The sequence below is a fragment of the Bartonella sp. CL434QHHD genome, assembly GCF_042195145.1.
Classification (GTDB): Bacteria; Pseudomonadota; Alphaproteobacteria; order Rhizobiales; family Rhizobiaceae; genus Bartonella.
This window is the reverse complement of record NZ_JBHINT010000034.1, coordinates 266,477-287,529: the sequence shown is the minus strand read 5'-3', so window position 1 is coordinate 287,529 and position 21,053 is coordinate 266,477. Positions and strand designations below refer to the sequence as shown.

The 21,053-nt window shown below is 37.2% G+C and carries 18 protein-coding genes and 1 tRNA gene; 6 read left to right on the top strand and 13 right to left on the bottom strand.

Translation table 11 applies throughout. From position 1 onward, the window contains the following. Nucleotides 1–196: 196 nt before the first annotated feature. The 5 genes from ACFILN_RS06020 to argH all read right to left on the bottom strand — a co-directional run bounded on the left by ACFILN_RS06020 (nucleotide 197) and on the right by argH (nucleotide 6,666). Complete coding sequence (locus ACFILN_RS06020; protein ID WP_273790085.1) at nucleotides 197–967, bottom strand: class I SAM-dependent methyltransferase; 771 nt, start codon at nucleotides 965–967, stop codon at nucleotides 197–199. Between the two features lie 222 nt (nucleotides 968–1,189). After that, the gene (locus tag ACFILN_RS06015; protein ID WP_375671079.1) at nucleotides 1,190–3,619 is read right to left on the bottom strand and encodes a TIGR02302 family protein; all 2,430 of its coding nucleotides are present in this window, start codon (nucleotides 3,617–3,619) and stop codon (nucleotides 1,190–1,192) included. A 126-nt stretch (nucleotides 3,620–3,745) separates the two neighbouring features. Beyond that, nucleotides 3,746–5,026: a diaminopimelate decarboxylase gene (gene lysA, locus ACFILN_RS06010; RefSeq protein ID WP_375659812.1), complete on the bottom strand. Its 1,281-nt coding sequence runs from the start codon at nucleotides 5,024–5,026 to the stop codon at nucleotides 3,746–3,748. Nucleotides 5,027–5,034: 8 nt separating this feature from the next. Next, nucleotides 5,035–5,214 carry an LPS translocon maturation chaperone LptM gene (locus ACFILN_RS06005; RefSeq protein ID WP_273790088.1) on the bottom strand — a complete coding sequence of 60 codons (180 nt, stop codon included), beginning with the start codon at nucleotides 5,212–5,214 and terminating at the stop codon, nucleotides 5,035–5,037. A 51-nt stretch (nucleotides 5,215–5,265) separates the two neighbouring features. Then, nucleotides 5,266–6,666, bottom strand: a complete 1,401-nt coding sequence (gene argH / locus ACFILN_RS06000; protein WP_375671077.1) for an argininosuccinate lyase — start codon at nucleotides 6,664–6,666, stop codon at nucleotides 5,266–5,268. A 32-nt stretch (nucleotides 6,667–6,698) separates the two neighbouring features. Between argH and ACFILN_RS05995 the strand changes: the two genes are divergently transcribed. Beyond that, nucleotides 6,699–7,394, top strand: coding sequence for a TlpA disulfide reductase family protein (locus tag ACFILN_RS05995; RefSeq protein WP_273790090.1), 696 nt, complete (start codon nucleotides 6,699–6,701; stop codon nucleotides 7,392–7,394). A 2-nt stretch (nucleotides 7,395–7,396) separates the two neighbouring features. Here ACFILN_RS05995 and ACFILN_RS05990 read toward each other — a convergent pair whose 3' ends face one another. From ACFILN_RS05990 to ACFILN_RS05960, 7 genes are all read right to left on the bottom strand, one after another. Beyond that, nucleotides 7,397–7,873, bottom strand: a complete 477-nt coding sequence (locus ACFILN_RS05990; RefSeq protein WP_273790302.1) for a YaiI/YqxD family protein — start codon at nucleotides 7,871–7,873, stop codon at nucleotides 7,397–7,399. 30 nt (nucleotides 7,874–7,903) lie between these two features. Beyond that, nucleotides 7,904–8,758: a YihY/virulence factor BrkB family protein gene (locus ACFILN_RS05985; RefSeq protein ID WP_273790091.1), complete on the bottom strand. Its 855-nt coding sequence runs from the start codon at nucleotides 8,756–8,758 to the stop codon at nucleotides 7,904–7,906. Between the two features lie 410 nt (nucleotides 8,759–9,168). After that, nucleotides 9,169–10,098, bottom strand: coding sequence for a prephenate/arogenate dehydrogenase family protein (locus tag ACFILN_RS05980; protein ID WP_375618338.1), 930 nt, complete (start codon nucleotides 10,096–10,098; stop codon nucleotides 9,169–9,171). A gap of 1,955 nt (nucleotides 10,099–12,053) precedes the next feature. Further along, nucleotides 12,054–13,094 (bottom strand): DNA polymerase III subunit delta, encoded by a 1,041-nt coding sequence (holA, locus tag ACFILN_RS05975; RefSeq protein ID WP_375671075.1) that lies wholly within the window; start codon nucleotides 13,092–13,094, stop codon nucleotides 12,054–12,056. A gap of 4 nt (nucleotides 13,095–13,098) precedes the next feature. After that, entirely contained in the window at nucleotides 13,099–13,893 is a 795-nt protein-coding gene (locus ACFILN_RS05970; RefSeq protein ID WP_375637313.1) for an ABC transporter ATP-binding protein, read from the bottom strand. Then, a complete protein-coding gene (locus ACFILN_RS05965) occupies nucleotides 13,886–14,782 on the bottom strand; it encodes an ABC transporter permease (RefSeq protein ID WP_273790095.1) in 897 nt (298 codons plus the stop codon). Before ACFILN_RS05965 ends, ACFILN_RS05970 begins: the two co-directional genes overlap by 8 nt. Before the next feature lie 64 nt (nucleotides 14,783–14,846). Next, nucleotides 14,847–15,824 (bottom strand): ABC transporter substrate-binding protein, encoded by a 978-nt coding sequence (locus ACFILN_RS05960; protein WP_273790096.1) that lies wholly within the window; start codon nucleotides 15,822–15,824, stop codon nucleotides 14,847–14,849. A 186-nt stretch (nucleotides 15,825–16,010) separates the two neighbouring features. On the opposite strand from ACFILN_RS05960, the gene ACFILN_RS05955 reads away from it, so the two are divergent. From ACFILN_RS05955 to ACFILN_RS05940, 4 genes are all read left to right on the top strand, one after another. After that, nucleotides 16,011–16,085: transfer RNA gene (locus tag ACFILN_RS05955), tRNA-Gly, on the top strand. Nucleotides 16,086–16,360: 275 nt separating this feature from the next. Continuing rightward, entirely contained in the window at nucleotides 16,361–16,585 is a 225-nt protein-coding gene (locus ACFILN_RS05950) for a hypothetical protein (RefSeq protein ID WP_375659809.1), read from the top strand. A 109-nt stretch (nucleotides 16,586–16,694) separates the two neighbouring features. Beyond that, entirely contained in the window at nucleotides 16,695–16,877 is a 183-nt protein-coding gene (locus tag ACFILN_RS05945) for a hypothetical protein (protein WP_375630671.1), read from the top strand. 16 nt (nucleotides 16,878–16,893) lie between these two features. Beyond that, nucleotides 16,894–17,175: a GNAT family N-acetyltransferase gene (locus tag ACFILN_RS05940; protein ID WP_375671073.1), complete on the top strand. Its 282-nt coding sequence runs from the start codon at nucleotides 16,894–16,896 to the stop codon at nucleotides 17,173–17,175. A gap of 1,938 nt (nucleotides 17,176–19,113) precedes the next feature. Here ACFILN_RS05940 and thiD read toward each other — a convergent pair. Beyond that, entirely contained in the window at nucleotides 19,114–19,968 is an 855-nt protein-coding gene (gene thiD / locus ACFILN_RS05935; RefSeq protein WP_375637303.1) for a bifunctional hydroxymethylpyrimidine kinase/phosphomethylpyrimidine kinase, read from the bottom strand. A gap of 128 nt (nucleotides 19,969–20,096) precedes the next feature. Between thiD and ACFILN_RS05930 the strand changes: the two genes are divergently transcribed. Continuing rightward, nucleotides 20,097–20,903 (top strand): 1-acyl-sn-glycerol-3-phosphate acyltransferase, encoded by an 807-nt coding sequence (locus ACFILN_RS05930; RefSeq protein WP_273790137.1) that lies wholly within the window; start codon nucleotides 20,097–20,099, stop codon nucleotides 20,901–20,903. The last annotated feature ends 150 nt before the right edge of the window (nucleotides 20,904–21,053 follow it).

Genomic DNA, 21,053 nt, shown 5'->3' with positions numbered 1-21,053 from the left:
AGATACCAGCATTTTTTCTTTTAAAATGTTTCCACTATTCATGAAATATGGTTCAGTATATAGATACTTGAGATTTTTTATTCACATGCCAATTCCACATATAATGTACAAAAGAATATTTTTTAATTGTAAATGCAAAAAATTGAAATAAGAGAATCCTTCTATATTTGCGGTTCTTATGCCAAAGGCAAAATGATTAATTATCTTTATAAATTAAAATATTTCGCACTTGTGGTGATAACGCAGGAATAAAAATACGTCGCGACTGACGACGCTGTACGAGCAAACCCTGATAAACACGTTTTTGTGCCTGACACATTAAGAGTCCACCAAAATAAGGCAAAAGATAGCGTGCAAATGGCTCATAAAAAAATGAGAACAACCGCGAAACATAACCCGTAGAGGGCATATAATGTACAATTTCTTGTATTGGCCCAGAAACAAAATTTGTTTTTTCAAACAAACGAGTAATTTGTTGCCGACTATAGGGTTCGCCATAACCAAAGGGCGTAGTAATATTGCGCGCCCAAAAGCCAGAGCGATTAGGTACAATAACGATCAAGTGGCCATTGGGTGCTAAAACACGCCATATTTCATTCAACGTTTCAAACGAATTTTCTGTATATTCTAATGCATGTACCAATAAAATACAGTCAACTGACGCATCAGGAAGTGGCAAATCTTCTTCAAAAACAAGCGCTGTAGCAACTTGCTCAGCACAAGGCCAAGGCGAAGCACCCTGAGAAGCTGGCATAAAAGCAAAACATTGTTGGGCACGTTCACGCAATGTAGAAAGATAAGGAAGCGCATAACCCAACCCCATAATCCGTTTATCCGTAAGATCAGGCCACCATAAATTCAATTGGTCACACAGCGTCTTTTGCACACGCAGCCCAAGTGCAGAAGCATAAAAATCTTTCAGCGTAACGATATCCAACTCAACATACCATGTAGAAACAAATTTCAAACATTACAGATTTTCATATACCAAACTTATATGGACTTCTGCTCTTTTTCCGCAATAGCGAACATTTTAATATTTCATATTTTAAACTTAAATGATCAAAAAATCAGTACAGCAGGATAATTATTGCCTTACAAGCACTTTAATCATTTTTTGGGAGATGAACTCCATAGAGGTTCTTCATACACTGTTTTTGACATCAATTAAGAAAAAAGCCAACATTGGTTAATTAAAATGAAGCAATCTTTCAAGATAGTTTTTTTCTTCTTCTGAAAGATGCTCTTTACCAAGACGTTTGCGAATTTCATCCAAAATCTGCCGTGTACGCATTTGATCACTTTCTTGTGGTAGTGCCTCGCCTTCTTGTTCTTCATCTGTTTTTGAAGAAAGTGGACGTCCTAACGGATCTTTAGGACCAGAATCAGCATTTTGATCATCTCCCGTTTCTTTGAGTGTTTCGCGCATTTTTTTCAAAACATTTTGTGCACCTTGCCTCAAAGATTCCAAAGCATCAGACTGATTTTGTATAGATACCTGATGATTTCCATTATCAAGAGCATTTTCCGCAGAATTCATTTTTTCTTCTGCCCTTTTCAACGCGCCCCCTGTTTCAAATCCTTGTTCTGATAATTCTTTTTCTAATGTTGATAATTCAGACTGCAATTCAGCTTGACGTTTTTTTAAAGATTTTTTTTGTGTTTCTGGCACATCTTCTCCGCGTTTTTGTTCCATCTCTAACTGATGTGTTTCATTGAGAATTTCTTGCTGACGACGCATTAAATCTCCAAGCTGGTCCATCTTTTCTTTCATTTGTGCAGATTGGCTTTTTTCTCCCTCATTTTGATTGCCTTTTTGCACATGCAAATGATCAAGCGTCTGTTCAACTTCCGCCAAGAGTTGTTCAGCTGCTAAAGAAGAGCCCGTTTTAGCCATTTCCTCAATTAAATTTAGTTTTTCTTGTAATGTAGATTCAGAAAGATTAGGACTTTTTGAGCTTTTAGAATTTTTAGAAACTTGACTATCCGGTGCTTTTTCAGCCAAAGCACGAATATACTCATCCATAGCTTGACGTAAATCTGCCATAAGCCGTTCAATTTCTGCCGCTGAAGCACCGTAACGCAGTGCATCACGTAAAGCAGCTTGTGCTTGTTTTAACTTTTTTTGCACGGATTCAAGCTGATTATCTTCAATACCCAAAGCAATTTGCCATAAATAATCCACCACATCGCGCAAATCCTCGTCTGTTTGTGCTAAAGAAAGTCTTGTCCACGCACTTTGTAGAACAATAAAATGCGATGCATTTTGCAACCCCTTTTCTGGACGCACAAGCAAAGCAGAAAGCATATCCAATACACGCTCTTTCACAGAAGCATCAAGCGCTAATAGACGACGCAATTCAACCACTGCGCGTGCAACAGGATTCGAAAAAACACGCTGTGGTAATATCATAACAAAAGTTTTGCTACGCCCTTTCTGCCCCGCACCATCTTCTGCCACCAAAGTAATTTTGACTTGCGAACCTGCCCATGGATGCGCTGATATATCCTGCACCATTCGCATTTTCCCCTTTCCACCACGCGGAAGAAGAAGCTCTATTTCCGGAGCATTATAAAGAGAAGAAGCACTTTTATTCTGAGGAAGAAAAGGCTCTATTTCAACAAAAGCCTTTGTCACACCATAATCATCATCCACCACATATCGTAACTCCAACGATCCCGTTAAAATCCTCCCTGGTTTTTCCAGCCAATGAATTGTCGGAAGCTTGTCCTTAATTATCTGCAAATGCCACTGCTGTTTTTTACGACGTGATGATACAAATAAATTTATTGAATGCTTTAAATGTGTTTCAAAATGAACGATTGGATCATTCAAAGCTGTTTGTTCCGTTTTCTCTGAAAACGAAACTTCCCTCCCATCTTCTACAGACTTTGCTTTTACTGTAATACCAGCTCCATTGACAACACGCACAACAACATTACTCCCTTCAGGGATTTCTAGTTGTGTTTTCTCATCTTTTGTCAAATAAATCGGTGCCACACCGGTATAAGCTGGGGGTGTTACCCAAGCATCAATCCGCATGAGTTTTTCATCAACGACAGGACGAAAATCAAAGGCATCAGCCAAACGCCCCCCTTGTGAACCAAAAGAAAAACTAAAAGCGCACACAAAAAGAAGAGCACACAAAGCCCTCAAAGCCAAAGGATCATAATCCGCACTATTAAGAGAGATAAATCCAGTTTTTAAATGGTATAATTGCTTTGCCATTCGGCGTTGATGTTCACGCCAAATAACAGCACTAAAATCTTCATCATTTTCAGAACATAAACGATCTGTCTGAATATTCAAAGGCTGGTGTCTAAGATCATTGACGCGTTCAAGGCGGCAATTTACTTCCCGCATTGTGGGAAACCGAAAACGAATAAGAAAAAACAAACTTGCCCCAGCACAAACAAGTATAACCCCAAGTAAGAGCAAATGTGACCAATAGCCCAAAATGCCAAAAAGTCCCAACCAGCTAAACGAACAAAAGAGACTAAGAACGAGGAAAAATGGCAACAACCGTACCCACATCCGTTCAAATGAAAGGATCCCCCACATCAAAATGCGCACACACAAAAGCTTCATTGCAAAACCTTTGATGTTTTTATTTTTCATAAACAAGCATTTATCCCCTTTTATCGTGGTGCATTAAGATCATAAACCCCATACAAAACAATTTCTAGAAAATAAATTGTTTCATCAAAGTTTAGTAAAAATAAGACCCAAAATATTTAATAATGCTCAATCTAATTTGGGCTCAATCCAATCTGGAATATGATCACATCCTATCAATTGTGCATAATCAAGGCGTGGACGAATGACTGCATAACGCGTATCCTGAACCAAAACTTCCGGCACCAAAAGTCGACTATTATAAGTGCTTGCCATCACTGCGCCATAAGCCCCTGCTCCTGTTAACATCAAAACATCACCCGCTTTCAACACTGGTAAAGAACGTTCCAAGCCTAAATAATCACCAGTTTCACAAATAGGACCCACAATATCAGCATTAATCAGAGGGGCATCTACTGGTGTTTTTTTCACTGGCATTACATTTTGCCACGCATCATAAAGCGTTGGACGCATGAAATCATTCATCGCCGCATCAACAATAACAAAATTTCGTCCTTCCCCCTTTTTTAAATACACAACCGATGTCACCAACACACCAGCCTCACCAACAATACTACGCCCAGGTTCTAAGATAATATTGATCCCTAAAGGCGCAATATGTTTCTTTACCAGTGCTGCATACTCAAAAGGAGAAGGTACTGGATGCTGCTCATAACCATAAGAAATACCAAGCCCGCCCCCAATATCGATATGGGTTATCGCATAACCATTATTCCATAATTGACGCACAAAATCTGCAACAATAACAAATGCATCTTCAAACGGTTTTAAATCACAAATTTGACTGCCAATATGGAGATCAACACCACACACATGAAGACCGGGCAATTGGGCTGCTTTTTTATATGCATCACCCGCCAAAGACAGTGGAATACCAAATTTATTCTCAGACTTACCTGTTGTAATTTTCTTGTGAGTCTTAGCATCCACATCAGGATTAATACGTAAAGAAATACGAGCCGTTTTTGAAAGCGCAGCAGCCCGCGCCGATAATTGTTCAAGTTCTGGCTCTGATTCAACGTTAAAACAATAAATATCTTGTGCAAGAGCAAAATCTATTTCTTTCACTGTTTTACCAACACCAGAATAAACAATATTCTGTGCAGGAATACCAACAGCAAGTGCACGCCGTAATTCCCCTTCTGAGACCACATCAGCTCCCGCTCCATTGTTAGCTAAAAGTTGTAAAACCGCTTGATTGGAATTCGCTTTAACCGCATAAGCAATTAAACTCGGCATATCATGAAATGCATTCTGATAATCTTTAAAATGTGCAACGATTGCGCTAGCTGAATAACAATAAAAAGGTGTTTCAACTTTCCGCGCAAGTTCCAAAAGCGAAAGACCTTCAGCGTGGAGCACACCCTGATGATAAGAAAAAAAACGCATAAAAATCCCTATTGTATCAACCTATCAAGAATAAAAGGTTTATCTGTTTTGCCTTGAGGAACAAAAGTTCCTTGTGAAGAATTCACTCCTGTTGAAGGAGGTAACTCTAATGACCCTTTACGCCCACACCCAACGATACCCAAGCCCCCCAAAAGGACAATCATCACCCCCTTTAATATAATTTTCATCTGTCCTCTTTCCTCATCTCGATCTCTTTTTTACCTTTAAAATACAATCACTCAAGCGCTCACGAGACGCTTTTTCCAATACGCAATTTGCCGAAAAACCTCTGAAGGCGCTGTTCCCCCAAAGCTTTTGCGACTTTCAACAGATTTTTCAACGGTCAAAACATCAAAAAGTGTCGCATTGATATCAGGACAAATTGCTTGAAGTTCATCTAATGATAAATCATGGAGGCGACACTGTTTTTTTTCTGCCAATGCCACAGCACACCCTGTGATGTGATGTGCTTCGCGAAAAGGAATCTCTGATTCGCGTACAAGCCAATCAGCAAAATCTGTAGCTGTTGCATACCCTAAATCCGCTGCTTGTTTCATGGCTTTTTTATTCACTTTCAAATCAGCAATCATCCCTGTCATTGCTGCTAGTGATAATTCCAAACTCAAAGCCCCATCAAACACATATTCTTTATCTTCTTGCATATCCTTTGAATAAGCAAGCGGTAATCCTTTCATCACCGTTAACAATCCCATAAGCGCACCATTCAATCGACCTGCTTTCGCTCGTACTAACTCTGCCGCATCAGGATTTCTCTTTTGTGGCATAATAGACGAACCCGTTGAAAAAGCATCTGATAAATGAATAAAACAAAACTGTTCACTTGACCAAAGAATTATTTCTTCTGCTAAACGTGAAAGATGTGTTGCACAAAGAGCGCCAGCGCTTAAAAATTCCAATGCAAAGTCACGATCTGAAACACTATCAATTGAATTGCGTGTAGGTTCGCGAAAGCCTAGCGCTTTTGCTGTCATAAAACGGTCAATTGGAAAGCCTGTCCCCGCTAAAGCAGCCGCCCCTAAAGGCGATTCATTCATTCGCTCAACAGCATCACGCATCCGCGATAAATCTCGACCAAACATTTCAACATAAGCCATCATATAATGACCCAATGTTACGGGTTGAGCCAATTGTAAATGCGTAAAGCCTGGCATAAAGGTATCAACATGTTGTTCTGCGCGAATAAGTAATTGCTCTATCAATCCTTTTAAAGCTTGTGCTATCTTTTGCGTTGCTTCACGTACCCACAAGCGAAAATCAACAGCAACTTGATCATTGCGTGAACGCGCCGTATGCAAACGCCCAGCTACAGGACCTATCAATTCGCTCAGCCGCGCTTCAATATTCATATGAATATCTTCAAGCTTTCGTGAAAAAACAAATTTACCGTCTTCAATTTCTTGGCGAATAAGTTTCAAACCATGAACAATTTTTTCATAATCTGATTGTGAAATGATTTTCGTTTGCGCTAACATAGCTGCATGAGAAAGAGAACCTTCAATATCTTGTCGATAAAGTTTTTGATCAAAATCAATAGAAGCATTAATTTCTTCCATAATTGCAGCAGGGCCTGCCGCAAACCGACCACCCCACATTTGGTTCTTTAACTTCTCATCTGTCATATTCTGAAAACACCCATCCAAAGGACAAAATTATGATTTTTCAAATTTTCATCAGCAAAAAAAACAATAAAAAAAGGCAACTTTCCCTTGCATTCTTTATCATTGCATTGAGTTTATACGCAACCATAAACTACGATACCAAAAGAGAGTTTTTTCTTTTCAATTTCATTTCAGCAGCACAAGCACAAGAAATAAACATTAATAAAGCACGAGCAGAAAAAATGATGGCGATACGAAAAGCAGCAAAAGGCTTTTTTAGCCACATACGATTTGCTGATACGCCCTCAGATATGAATAAACTCTCTTTCAAGGATATTCTAGGAAAAGAGCACACACTCAGCGAATTTACTGGAAAACCAATGCTGGTCAATCTATGGGCTATTTGGTGTGCACCTTGCCGCACAGAAATGCCTGAACTTGCGCAATTAAAACGTGAATTAGGTGGAGAAAACTTTGATGTCATAGCTATTAATATCGATAAAACTGCTTCTCCTGAAAAAATTCAGCAATTTTTACAGAATATTCATTCAGATAATTTGCTTTACTATCGCGATGAAACAATGGATATTTTCAACAATGTTAGAAAACAGGGGCTCGCTTTAGGACTCCCCATTACATTGCTCATTGATAAAGAGGGATATCTCATTGCTTCTTTCAATGGTGCAGCTCCATGGGCCAATGACGATGCCAAAGCACTTATAAAAGCAGTCATTAAAGAAGCCCTATAACTTTAATAACCGCGTCTTTTTAAACGTTGTATAACAAGATCCAGTGCTGACAAAAAAGCAGAACGGTCTTTACGAGAAAAAGGACGGGGACCACCTATTATACTGCCCTGTCCACGCAAATCTTCCATCAAATTGCGCATCGCCAAAGCCTGACCAATTGAATTTACATCAAAAATACGCCCCGTTGGCGAAAGACAAAAACCCCCAGCTTGCACAACCCGTGCTGCTAAAGGAATATCACTGGTAATAACGATACTTGCCTCATGCACATGTTCTACAATCCAATCATCAGCACCATTGAATTCACCAGCAACGACCACTCTTTCAATGAGTGCTTCATCTGGAAGGGACAAAGAACGATTTGCCACAACAAATGTCTTAAGCTGATAACGATTCATCACACGATAAACTTCATCTTTTACAGGACAAGCATCCGCATCAATCAACAAAGTGATAGCAGGCTTTATTGGGATATTCATACCTTGGCTTTCAAGCAATAATAAGCTCTTTCATTCATCTGAATGTTGCAAATCCTTGCGATAAAACATTATCGCCGCGTTTATTTCTCCTCCCAAAATAAAAATTGCACTCAATATGTAGAGAAAAATAATAGCAACCATAATAGATGCCAACCCTGCATAGGTAGAAATATAATCAAACATCGTTAAATATTGCGCAAAAGCGATAGAAGCCATAAACCATATAAACATTGTCACCACTATTCCTGGTAAAATATCTATAATTTTCCGCCGCCCTGCTGGAAGCCATTTATGAACAATCAAAAGACTGATAAACAAAATAACGATTGCAACTGTATAACGCCATACACGAATAACAGCAATATATTCAGTCATAAAAAAAGAATGATTTTGCATAATTTTGATCAACAAAGGCGCCAGAATCAATAAAAAACTAATCACAACAAGACCAACAGCTCCAAGGATTACAAAAAACAGGCTTTGAAAACGACAAAATAACAAACTCCGTCGATCAGTAACACGGTAAGCTTTATTTAAAGCCGTACGCAAAGCCTCTATCCCATTAGAAGCAAAATAAGCCGCTCCAATGACAGAAAGCGTCAACACACCTCCTCGATGAATGGTTAAAACATTGACAATTTCCTGAGATAAAGGCTCTGCAATAACATCAGGCAATAACTGCACCAGTGCTTTAATTTTTTGCGGTGTATAGGTAAAAGCCCCTAGAAAACGAGCAAACGATGTTCCAAAAATAAAAAAAGGGAAAAATGCTAAAAGCCCCGATAGCGCAACATGGCTTGCAAAAGCACTCCCATTATCACGCCAATAATGACTTACTGCGTCACCCAAAATACGATAGCTATACCAAAAGATATTTTTTAACAAAACTCAATACTTTCTGGTAAAACTCTTCCTCAGTCTATTTCAAGTTTTATAAAAATCATCAAAACTCTGCAAATAAACATTTTGCAATGTTGCAATATAAAGGTCAATAATCAATACGGTCAAGCCCGACTTTATACCAAAACAAAAACAATAACCCACTCTATGAAGTTCTACAACGACCTCATTTTTTTGTTACTTCTACAGATCAGTAACCTCTTCTGTACATCATATGCCCTATAGAGAGCTAAGCAAGATGATCGTGCACACATAAAACCTTTTGAAGTCATGATTATCTGTATCGGAGCAATCGCCCCTCCTTTTTATTGCAATCTATGACTGAATAAAGAAAAAACTTCTTATCGATTTCTAGAAAAAACCAACGAAATTCAACAAAACCCCCTTGCTTTTATTCACCCTTTTTTAGAAACACTCTGACGTCCAAAATCAGGAGCATCAATTTCCTGTCCAGCATCAATAATATTGCGACGTACAGCACGCGTACGTGTAAAAAAGTTAAACAGTGTCTCACCATCTCCTAAATGAATTGCCCGTTCTAAAAAAGCAAGCCCCTCACTAAAACGGCTCAACATTTCTAAAATAGCATCCTTATTATGCAAACAAATATCTCGCCACATAACGGGATCAGAAGATGCTAAACGCGTAAAATCACGAAAACCGGAAGCGGAATAAGCAATCACTTCCGAATTTGTTACTTTTTCTAAATCACTCGCTGTCCCAACAGTATTATACGCAATCAAATGGGGTAAATGTGAAACAATAGCCAAAACAAGATCATGATGCTTAGGTTCCATCTTTTCGACACGCGCACCACAAGCTTCCCAAAACGCTGTTAATTGTGCGACAGCAGCAGCATCGCTATCCGCAAAAGGCGTTAAAATACACCAACGATTCATAAATAAATCAGCAAAACCAGCATCCGGTCCTGAATATTCCGTTCCAGCAATTGGATGCCCTGGAATAAAATGAACCGTTTTTGGCAATAAAGGTGCCATTTCCGCAATAACCAACGCTTTCGTAGAACCAACATCACTCACAATCGCTCCAAGTTTTAAATGATCACGAATAGTTTTTGCCACTTCTGCACTAGCTCCAACAGGAACAGAAAGAATAACCAAATCTGCTCCTTCAACAGCTTTTGCATTATCTGTCGTATAAAAATCCCCAAGCTCCAATTCACGCGCTCTTTTCAGGGTTTCTGGACGACGTGTTGCAATAGAAATCTGAGCCGCAAGATTTTTCTTTTTAATCACTCTTGCTAAAGAAGACCCAATCAGACCGATCCCAATGAGTGCTATTTTTTCAAACTGAATATGGAGCATCTTTCACCTTCAAAGATTCTTTGCAAATGGCAATAAAGACAATTGTAAAATCATAATTTTCTTGTTTGTTTGTTCAAGAGTTATGCGTAAAACATTAAAAAATGACAACTAGGGAATAAAGAATAACGCAGCTTACCAATTATCACCTGCGCAAGCTGACAACAGATCAATTTACCTAGAAAACACATAAAAAATAAATGACGAGAAATCTAACATCACGCTCTAAAACTCCCTCTTAATTACTGATCAAAGCGCATCACCGAAACAAAATAAAATGCACTCTCAATTAGGATAACAACGACTCTACATAAATCCCATCAGTTTACTTTATCTTACTAATTTACTCACAAAAAAACACATCAAAAGCGTAAGCAGACACTAACTCTTCTCCAATTATCCCGATACGTTCATTAATTTGTACATTAGACCTATATAAAAACGTATTACGACTCCACCTACAACATCAACATAAGTTTCGCGAATATTGAAAACACCGTAAAACAACGCATACCAAAAGATACCATTAAAAACATTTTCCTCTCCCGATTCCGGATACCATAAATAAAATAAATATGAGAAAAACACGCCCTCTCAATAAAGAAAAAGTTTGATAACAAAAACACTGAACATCCCTTTAATGGAATCACACCCCTCGCGTAAAATAGAACGCCCTAAATAGAATAGATTTGGATTACAAATTCATGCGTTTGTTTTAAAAAGGCATCTCGCTCCCCAGCCTATCTCACGACAATGTTCGTAAATGTTATAACTATAAATCCATTAAGCACGACCCTCTTTACACTTAATAAAACACTATTATTATATTTTCCTACCCCCAATGTTGCAAAAAACCTTGGAATTTGAGAGCATTCATAAGAGGCATTTTTAGTGCTTTCTTGCACAGTTTTTATCCACACGCCCCCACTTATGACGTGTAAAAGACATTGTTCTGATTGATTCAATATAAAAAATAATAAATTATTAATAATAAACAATGGCTAGCTTTGTTTATGAGACACATTCATTGCTAAGATAATCATCTCTGTATCAAACATAAAAGTTTCCCCATAGGTGCTGTCGTTTTCATCATAATCTATTTTGACCTTCTCCTCATCCCACGAAGATTCTTAATTCATACAGATCTGCACACCGTTCATTTTCTTGTCTAAAAGATTCCTCTGGCTCACTATTTTATGTGATTCAATTAATCTATAGTATATTGATTTATAAAAATAATAATTTTTTTCAATTTGAATCATAACTTCGAATACTGTAAAATTCTTCCATCACAAACCCTCTTATCAATTAAAATCTCTTTTCTACACGTCACAAGAAGACATGTGAGAAAAAATGATGAAAAACGCTTTCTAATGCTAAAAACTGTAGCAACATTAGAGGCTAGCAAAGTATATAATGAGTGTCGACTTGCACTTTTATTAAGCGTAAAGATAGAGTTGCTCTATGGGTTTTATATTCTTCACAAGGAACTTTACTTCTACACCATTCATAAACACCGCCTCGAAATAGATATGACGCGCATTAAAAAATATTTCTAAGAAAGCGTATGAATCTACCATACAAGTGTCTTCTGTTGTTTGAGATACTCTGTTTTACATGGGGGTGTTACTCCATTAAGACTCTATGAACCAACCTAATATTCACCAAATACCCACACAAAAAAACATCGAATACATAAAATTTGATATGAGCCTCGTATCACTACTCTAAAAAACAGTACTTTACGATACAACAAAATAATAAAACTGTTTCAAAATGGCCTTTTGAAAATAAACTATTTCTTTTGAAGAAAAATTTCTATCAAGCTTTCAAGCTCCTAAAATGCATCCTCAAAAATACAAGTTCCACCAACCTCTACTTGATAGCATAACAGTTTTAATTGCTGAAAATGCCTCTGTGGTATACCAAAAATAAAAAATCATTATATTTCTAGGCTGTTAAGCTGCCATCTGGCGTCGTGCAATAATTGTAAGCCCTAACAAAACTTGACGAATGATAGCTTCGCCCAAAAGTGGATTTTTACGACTGTCTAAAACAGCACTCTGAATTCTTTCCATTGCATAAGAAATTTGTTCTAACTTCCAATATTTTAAAGCTTGTTCAACGATCTTTTTCCGTTGAAAAAAAATGGGAGGACGAGCTTCAGAAACCACCGTAAAAGGCGATTTTCCTTCAACCTCTACCTGATAACGCAATAGCTGTAATTGCTGAAAATGCCTTTGAGCTGTACTCAAAATTAAAAAAAGTGCCCCATGCACTGCTGCATGTCGATTAAAATGCACTTCAAAGCCTGATATATCGCCCAATAAAAGAGCATCAATGACTTCATCTTGAGAAAGAGCACTGACATCGCTTACAACAGCTTTCACATCTTCAAGAGTAACGTGAGCATTTGCAGCGTAAAGACAAAGCTTTTCTAATTCACCTCGTGATACAAGGCGATCCGCCCCTAAACTTTCATGCAACCATCTACGTGCATCTAAAGAAAGAGTCTTCTTAAACTGTCCTAAAACCTCATCAATCAACCCGTCAAGAGAACGCATATCATCGGCAAAACAGGGCAAAGCCATCGCTTTTGATGCCGTTTCAACAGCATTGCGCAACCCTGTTCCTTTTTTTAAATCCCCTGATTCAATGAGTATAAAACAAGCTTCTGGTGGCTTCTCAATTAAAAGTTTTAAGGCAGCAAGAAAACCTTTTTGATTAGCCGCATTAGAGATCCATATCAAACGATCTCCCCCAAAAAGCGATAACGTACGCGCTTCATTTTCCAAACGTGCAGGATCTTTATCAATTTCAGCAGCATCCAAACGAATTGTCGAAAATGGATCTTCTATTGCTACCCGTGTAAGTTTTGCAAAACATTGTGCACGCTCACAAACAAGACCACGATCTGGCCCATAAATGAGAACAATAGGAAAAGCACGTGAAAAACGCGTTAAAAACTGATCAACTTCATGTGCTTTTTTCTGAGCCACATTATTAATCCATTAACAGTTCATCATCATCAAGAACTTCCCCGCGAACTTTCTGAAACATGCCAATTAAATCATTGACATTCAAGCCCTTACGCTCTTCATGACAGACATCCAAAATCACTTTTCCACTATGCAACATCAAGGTGCGATCGCCATAATCAAGAGCCTGACGCATAGAATGAGTCACCATGATAGTCGTTAATTTTTTCTCTTCAACGATTTTTTCAGTCAACCGCATCACAAAATCAGCCATTCCAGGATCAAGTGCTGAGGTATGTTCATCAAGCAATAAAACATCCGCATGTGCTAACGTTGCCATCACAAGACAAACTGCTTGGCGTTGCCCACCTGATAAACTATCCATAGGATTATGAATATATGCTTCAAGACCAATGCCTAATTGAGCAATTTTCTCTCGAAAAAATTGCCGTTTCTCATAATTTAAAGCTGCACGCAAACCACGACGACTTCCTCGAAGAGCAGCAAGAGCCAAATTTTCTTCAATTGTTAAAGAACCACAACTTCCCTCTAACGAATCTTGAAAAACACAAGCAATTTTTCCAGCGCGTTCACTGACTGATTGCCTAGAAACATTTTGTCCATTGATAACCACTTTCCCTGTTGAAGGAAGCGTTGCACCCGCTAAAACACTGAGCAAAGTTGATTTACCAGCACCATTTGAACCAATAACCGTAACAAAACTACCCTGATCAATTTTCAGGTTAATATCAATTAAAGCCTGTTTTTCCAAAGGTGTTTGCGGTTTAAATGTGACCCCAACATGAAAAAATTCAATCACGTTTACGCCTCCTCCAATAGCGTGGCACAATAAGGGTTAAAATAACCAACAGTGAAGTAATCAACTGAAGATCTGTCGACGTATCAATACCAATTCCATTTGCTTCAAATGCAAATTGCACCGCCACACGATAAAGCACAGACCCTACAATACAGCTGATTATAATCCAAAAAATATTGCGCGTACGAAAGAGAGTTTCACCGATAATCACGGCTGCCAATCCAAAAACAATTGTTCCAATTCCACCGGTAATATCTGTTGCAATCGCAGTTTGAATATAAAGAGAACCACCAAGTGCCACACACGCATTGGAAAGCCCCATTCCAAAATATATCAATGCTGATGTATGAACACCTTGCGCCGTCGCCATGCGTGGATTAGCTCCCATTGCACGCATAGCAAGACCAATTTCACTTTCCAAAAAGCGCCAAATCAAAAACGCCATAACGAGCAACACAATACCAACGAAAAGAGGGCGCACAAAAATATCAGACAAACCAAACAGATTATAAAAGGGCGTTAACGCCGTATCAGCAAGAGCTAAATTAACATTAGACCCTCCCATAATTCCCATAATACGAAGATTAACCGTATAAAGTGCCGACATTGTTAAAATAGAAGCTAAAAGATTCAAAATGCCAAAACGCAAATTCAACATAGCCGTTAATAAACCAGCCACCATACCTGCACAAAAAGCACATGCCATAGCTGTCCATGCATTGAAACCCAAGAGAATCAAAACACCACAGACACAGGAACCAAGAAGAAACGATCCATCAACTGTTAAATCAGGAAAATCTAAAACCCGAAATGAAAGATAAACCCCTATAGCAACAAACGCATAAATAAGGCCTAATTCCACAGCACCAGAAAACGCAAATATATTCATGTAAAAACAATCTCCATGAAAACTTAACGTATTTTTATAGGATCAACACTTTGATCAATAAAAGTTATTGAATCACTTTTGTTGCACGGTCAATAACTGCCTGCGGAATAACAATCCCTGCTTTTTGGGCTGCTTTCAAATCAATTCGAATGTCATTATTAGCTGCCTGTACAACATCAATATCACCAGGTTTTTCACCCTTTAGAATACGCACGACCAATTTTCCAGCATCAACCCCTACATCATAGAAATTCACACCTTGCGTCATAAAAGGCCCGCGCCCGATAGTATTAGCATCAACAGTAAATACAGGCATATTGGCTTCCTCTGAGACCTTTATTGCACCTTCTAAAACAGATAAAATCGTATTATCAGCAGGAACAAAAATAATATCGACCTTACCGATTAAAGCGCGTGTTGCTGCCTGCACATCTGAAGGCTTTGGTGCCGATGAGGGAATAATTTCAATTCCAGCTTTTTTTGCTACATCCTTTAACGTTTTAAGTGTCGAAACAGAATTTGCCTCAGAAGCATTATAAAGATAACCAATTTTTTTCAAATCTGGTTTTACTTCTTGTAAAAGTCTAACACTTTCTGCAACATCTATACGATCAGAACTCCCCGTCATATTACCGCCAGGTTTGGTAAGTGAAGAAACGATTTTAGCTCCGATAGGATCAGAAATCGCTGCAAAGACGATAGGAATTGTTTTTGTTGCCGCAAGCATCGTTTGTGCTGAAGGCGTGGTAATTGCTACAATAACATCTGGTTTATCACCAACAAATTTACGTGCAATTTGCGTTGCTGTTGAAATATTACCCTGCGCTGATAAAAAGGTAAGTTGAAAATTTTCACCTTGCTTATAACCATTTGCTGCAAGCACATCTTCTACACCTTTACGAACAGCATCCGCAGCAGGATGAACCATAATTTGCGTTATTGCAACTTTAACGTGTTTAACTTGGTCATCGGCCTTTGCAACACTGTTCATCATAAAAACAGTTGCAATGATAATCCCTAATATATTTATTCTCTTCAACATTATATTCCACCCCTCTCCATGCAAAAATTAAAAAAGGAATAATTTATTACTGAAGAATTTTCTAAAATCAATCTTTATTTCATTTTATTTAAACATGGACAAAATAAATCAAACTAAAATGATATTTTTTTGTTGCAATTCGTAGAAGCCTACGCCATACAGACAAGACATATATCGAATCGGTAAGCGGGTGTAGCTCAGGGGTAGAGCACAACCTTGCCAAGGTTGGGGTCGTGGGTTCGAATCCCATCGCCCGCTCCATTGAATTTTGTATTTATTCGTTCTTGTGTGGAGTTATAGCTTGTCATCGATTGTTGTAGCTGTATGTATCTTGCCAGCAGGTTTTGTATATTTTTCCACTCGGTTTTGTATCAATTTACTTTTTTCAAAGTTTTTCTAAGATTCGTAATTTCTTGTGAAGCATCTATTGGATTGGGGCTTAGATCTAAGATAATAATTTTTAACTTAGACGGATTTTTTTACAGCCCCCGTATAAAAGATTAATTAGAAATGATGAGCAATGACAAGAAAAACAAATGTTAAACAAATCAAAAATTGACTTATCATTAGAGAATAATTTTTGTTCAAAAGTACGTTTTTTACCAAAATTGTGCCCTAAAATAAAGGTTGTTGATTTTTCAAATGGCGTTTCTTCTATTAATTCAACATTTGCTTCAGATACATTCAATATTATCTCTGCTAAAAATTTACAAGAAACTATACCTGTAGAGCAGGCAAAATCTATAATCGCTTTCTTGTAATGCGCAGAAACTACCTTTAGCTTGGTGGGTTGGACCTCATTCGTCTCATTATAAAGTTGATGAAGTTCTCTTATCTATTAGCTTAGAGCATGTTGAAACAGAGGTAGGCATGGCAGCTTTAGCGCAAGATATAGACTCACATGTTACTTCTATGCCGGATAACTTCAAAATCAAGGAAGTTGAATCACTTCAAGATTTTAGAGATTATGGAAATGTTATGGCATCAGTCTTCGAGCCTTTTGATGAAGAAGCAGTTATATTTTATGAAACAATAGGCCGTTGTTATAAATAAAGACTCTGATGTAGAGATGTTCGTTGGTTATATAAATAACAATCCTGTAGCAATATGTTTTTGTATTAAAGCAGATGGAGTTGGTGGAGTGTATGATATTGTCACCAATCCAGATTTTCAGAAAAGAGGTGTTTGGTCATTCATGACAAAAATTGCTATTGAGCATTTAAAAAGAAAGAAATGTCATGTTATTGGTATGCAAGCCTCTCACGAGGGAATTGGCATTTATAAAAAATTGGGCTTTACAAACTTTGGTGAATTTAAAATTTATTCCAATAAACACATGATCATTGAGTGATGAATTCTTTTTTGCTCATCAACTAAAAGAATTTATTATTTTCAGCAGAGCTCAAATATGATCAAGCAATCGATACAACCAAGGAAGCTTGGCCAATCCCCTTTACTACTGATAGTGAAAAGCTAAAATCATTACAAATATAATTGTTTTAAATGACTCACTCAAATTTTCTTATTTTCTTACTTTGTCTTAAATAAAGATATCTATCACAAATCTAAGTTGAATAAGTGTAAATTTTTTATATGATCAATAATCTACTGTTTGTTACTGATAATTATGAAGAACTCGAAAGCAAATATTTAGAACGACAGTTGCATCATAGTTTGTTAGATGGTTAGTCTGTTAGTTAATTAATAGAAAAAATTTTCGCTTTATAAAATAACCAAAGGAGCTTAAAAAAACTTTCAAAGATCATTTAAAGGTCCTTTATGTGTATTGTTTCTTTTTTATATCACAGTTGATGATGAGAAATCTCTCACGCTAATTATATTATTTTTACACGAAATAAACTATTTTCACCTATTATGTAGAGTAAATTAAGTTTTTGGGATTTCTGGCACATCATTTGAAAGACAAAAGAAATTTTCCCTTGTACTTGTGCAAACAGCGTGGACATCATTTGGTAATCCTCTTGCTTGAACAAATTCTTATCCAGAATAATCTTCAACACAAAAATAAATTAACAACTTGATTTATAAAGATAATTTATAATTATTCATATTGAGCAAGCGTCTCAAATATCATAGGACTATCTCATTTCAAATCTCTATACATTAAAATCACTCACAATCATCTTCTCACGCATAACAGGCAAAATTGACGTATCGATAAAATTCACTTGAAGAAAGGAATAAAAACTCTTCTTCTGAACGCTCTGAAATACCAAAGATTATCGCAACATTGGGAGCTAAAATAGTATAGGGGGGGACCCCTTTCACCTTGAAAACGTAAAAATGGGAAGCATAATAGTTTTATACACTTCATAGAGGCTTTAGACCATTCACGAACATTATTATAAAATGGATGTTACACACCTTGAGAGAAATCTCTTTAAAATAAACATGTGAATTAACAATATAAGTGCATTCTATTTTACATGAGGAACATAACTTTAATCAAGATAAGGTAACATAAGGTGTTGAAACCGTCATAGCGCACAATAAAATCAGGCCATTTTAAATGTTTAATGGTAACATCTGCTAAACAACAGAATAAAAATTCAATTTTGAAAAGATTAAACCATACGCTACAGGTCTATTGAAACTCCGATTGTACGATCGACTATCTTCTCGCTAAAATTTAATCACTATAAATATAAAAACCTTAAAACCCGCTCTAAATGCGTGAAAGTTTCTAGATCTTGCTGTATTAAATATTGAAACTCCTCATGGCTACTCATCTGAAACGCCAATAATTCCATAAAGCAGTTCCATAAAAAGGATAATGACGTTGTAATATCCGAAAAAAATTTACCACATCACCTGAAAGATCATTGATAATTCCATCAGAAAGTATCAATTTCTATTTAGAAAACCCTATCCATGCCGACAAAAAACTCTGTAAATGTTAGATATCTTCAATAATTTTGATAACGATTTTGGCTCATCCTGTTTTGCCACCAATATAAGAAACAGCAAATATAGTGGGATCAGACAGCTTTAATATTGGTCTTTCCCTCTATCCTTTTTTCTATCAAATCCTGATTTTACAATTCCTTTCTCTCTCTTTTTTTATACTCAAAATTGCCTCTGAAACAGGATAGATTAATCGTAAAAAATATATAAAAGAAACAAATTATAACATTTTTTTCTCATCCTTCTTAATACAAAATAACTGTTAAGCTACAATGCGCTAACACTTATCAGTCATAAGTCCAAAACAGCATATAATGACGAAACAAATTCATAAAGTGAAGATTTTTCACTATCAATCGTTGTATTAATCTTTCCATAATGCATAAAAATGATGAAGCGGCCCTCGCCCTTTCCCTACTTTTAAAGCATCTGAGGCAGTTAAAGCGCCATGCAAATAATCTTTTGCTTGTTTAACAGCGCAATCCAAAGGTTGGGTAGGTAACAGAGCTGCAATGGCAGCAGAAATGGTACACCCTGTCCCATGATCATGAGTGGTTGAAAGACGAGAGGCTTCAAGTATAACAAGGTTTTCACAATCACAATAAAGATCTGGACTAGAACAATCGTAATTTTCTGTACTATTTCTGGTAAGCGTATTCAAATGTCCCCCTTTTAACAAAACTGCACGACACCCTAGCGCCAAGAGTCGTGGAGCATATTGATACATAGTCTCTAAAGACCATTGCACTTCACATCCCAATAACAATGCAGCTTCAGGCAAATTGGGCGTGATCAAAGTTGACATCGGCACAAGAACATCACGCATAATTTCAATTGCATCAGACTTTAAAAGAACATCACCACTTTTTGCAACCATAACCGGATCAAAAACAATGAAACGCGCTTTATGATAAGCAAGACGTTCTGCAATAACCTGTGCAATCTGAGCATTTGCAACCATACCAATTTTAACAGCATCAACATGGATATCCTCAAAAACAGAATCAATTTGATCTGCAACAAAAGAAGCATCTAATGCCTGAAAAGAACGCACACCCTGAGTATTTTGTGCAACAACAGCTGTAACCACACTCATACCATAAGTTTTCATAGCTGAAAAAACCTTCAAATCCGCCTGCATTCCAGCGCCACCAGAAGGATCTGTTCCCGCAATAGATAAAATCCGTGGAATAAAAAGTTTATCTTTTTGTAATTCCATCAACCTCTTTCCTTCTGTTTTTAAATATCGGAAAATGAGTTACCGAAAAATAGATGCTTGAAAAAATATAAAGAAGATGTTTTCTCATGTGAATTATATTATATACGAAGTCTTCTTATAGATATAAAATGGAAAATGTAGTGCTTATCCTTCGTTCTATTCTTTTTACGTTCGCTTTTTATACAACAACTTTCATACAAATGATTCTTTACGCTCCCGTTTATTTTTTAATGCCCCGCAAAAAGGCATGGATTGTCCCTAAAACATGGGCGCGCGTTACTCTCTTTTTGCAAAAATACATCGCAGGCACAAGTTATGAGATTGAAGGTTTAGAAAATCTTCCCAAAGGACCCTACATCATTGCTCCAAAGCATCAATCGGCTTGGGAAACTTTCAGTCTTGTTCCCTATTTTGATGATCCCACTCTCATTTTAAAACGTGAATTGATGTGGATTCCATTGTTTGGCTGGTATATGGCAAAAACGCAAATTATCCCCATTAACCGCACAACACCCATCAAAGCCTTAAAAATGATTATACAAAAAGCAAAAGAGAAAGTAAAACAAGGGCGCCAAATCTTGATTTTTCCCGAAGGAACACGCCGACAACCCGGTCAAGAACCAGATTATAAGTCAGGAATTGTCGCGCTCTATAATGAATTAGGACTTCAAGTTGTTCCTATTGCACATAATGCGGGTTTATATTGGCCACGCAATAATTTTCGCCGCTATCCTGGAACAATTCGTGTCCGTATTCTTCCCCCGATAGAGGCTGGTTTAAGCAAACGTGATTTTCTAGATCAACTTGTCCAAAAAACTGAAAAAGCGTGTGATGAACTGCTTCTCTTAGCAGCTCAAGATCCTACCCCTCCTCCTATGCCACCATACGCTGTTCAGAAACTTCAAAAACTAAATCATCATGAAACAATGCACTGATTGATAAGAATAATGCATCACTTTGTATATTGAGCGGAGTATAGGGAACAAAAATATAAGAAAGATACTTCAAACTTTCTAATTCAAAATTATAAAACACATGTACATGATAAGAAATAATCAATGTGTAAATTTTTTTGAAAAAGAATT

Bases quoted from the DNA above. Each gene is read 5' to 3' on its own strand.
- ACFILN_RS05960 (WP_273790096.1), bottom strand. From the start codon at position 15,824: ATGTTGAAGAGAATAAATATATTAGGGATTATCATTGCAACTGTTTTT.
- ACFILN_RS05930 (WP_273790137.1), top strand. From the start codon at position 20,097: ATGGAAAATGTAGTGCTTATCCTTCGTTCTATTCTTTTTACGTTCGCT.
- ACFILN_RS06015 (WP_375671079.1), bottom strand. From the start codon at position 3,619: ATGAAAAATAAAAACATCAAAGGTTTTGCAATGAAGCTTTTGTGTGTG.
- ACFILN_RS05965 (WP_273790095.1), bottom strand. From the start codon at position 14,782: ATGAATATATTTGCGTTTTCTGGTGCTGTGGAATTAGGCCTTATTTAT.
- ACFILN_RS05995 (WP_273790090.1), top strand. From the start codon at position 6,699: ATGATTTTTCAAATTTTCATCAGCAAAAAAAACAATAAAAAAAGGCAA.
- ACFILN_RS05945 (WP_375630671.1), top strand. From the start codon at position 16,695: ATGGCAGCTTTAGCGCAAGATATAGACTCACATGTTACTTCTATGCCG.
- lysA (WP_375659812.1), bottom strand. From the start codon at position 5,026: ATGCGTTTTTTTTCTTATCATCAGGGTGTGCTCCACGCTGAAGGTCTT.
- ACFILN_RS05950 (WP_375659809.1), top strand. From the start codon at position 16,361: ATGTTAAACAAATCAAAAATTGACTTATCATTAGAGAATAATTTTTGT.
- thiD (WP_375637303.1), bottom strand. From the start codon at position 19,968: ATGGAATTACAAAAAGATAAACTTTTTATTCCACGGATTTTATCTATT.
- ACFILN_RS06005 (WP_273790088.1), bottom strand. From the start codon at position 5,214: ATGAAAATTATATTAAAGGGGGTGATGATTGTCCTTTTGGGGGGCTTG.
- ACFILN_RS05990 (WP_273790302.1), bottom strand. From the start codon at position 7,873: ATGAATATCCCAATAAAGCCTGCTATCACTTTGTTGATTGATGCGGAT.
- ACFILN_RS05980 (WP_375618338.1), bottom strand. From the start codon at position 10,098: ATGCTCCATATTCAGTTTGAAAAAATAGCACTCATTGGGATCGGTCTG.
- argH (WP_375671077.1), bottom strand. From the start codon at position 6,666: ATGACAGATGAGAAGTTAAAGAACCAAATGTGGGGTGGTCGGTTTGCG.
- ACFILN_RS05940 (WP_375671073.1), top strand. From the start codon at position 16,894: ATGTTCGTTGGTTATATAAATAACAATCCTGTAGCAATATGTTTTTGT.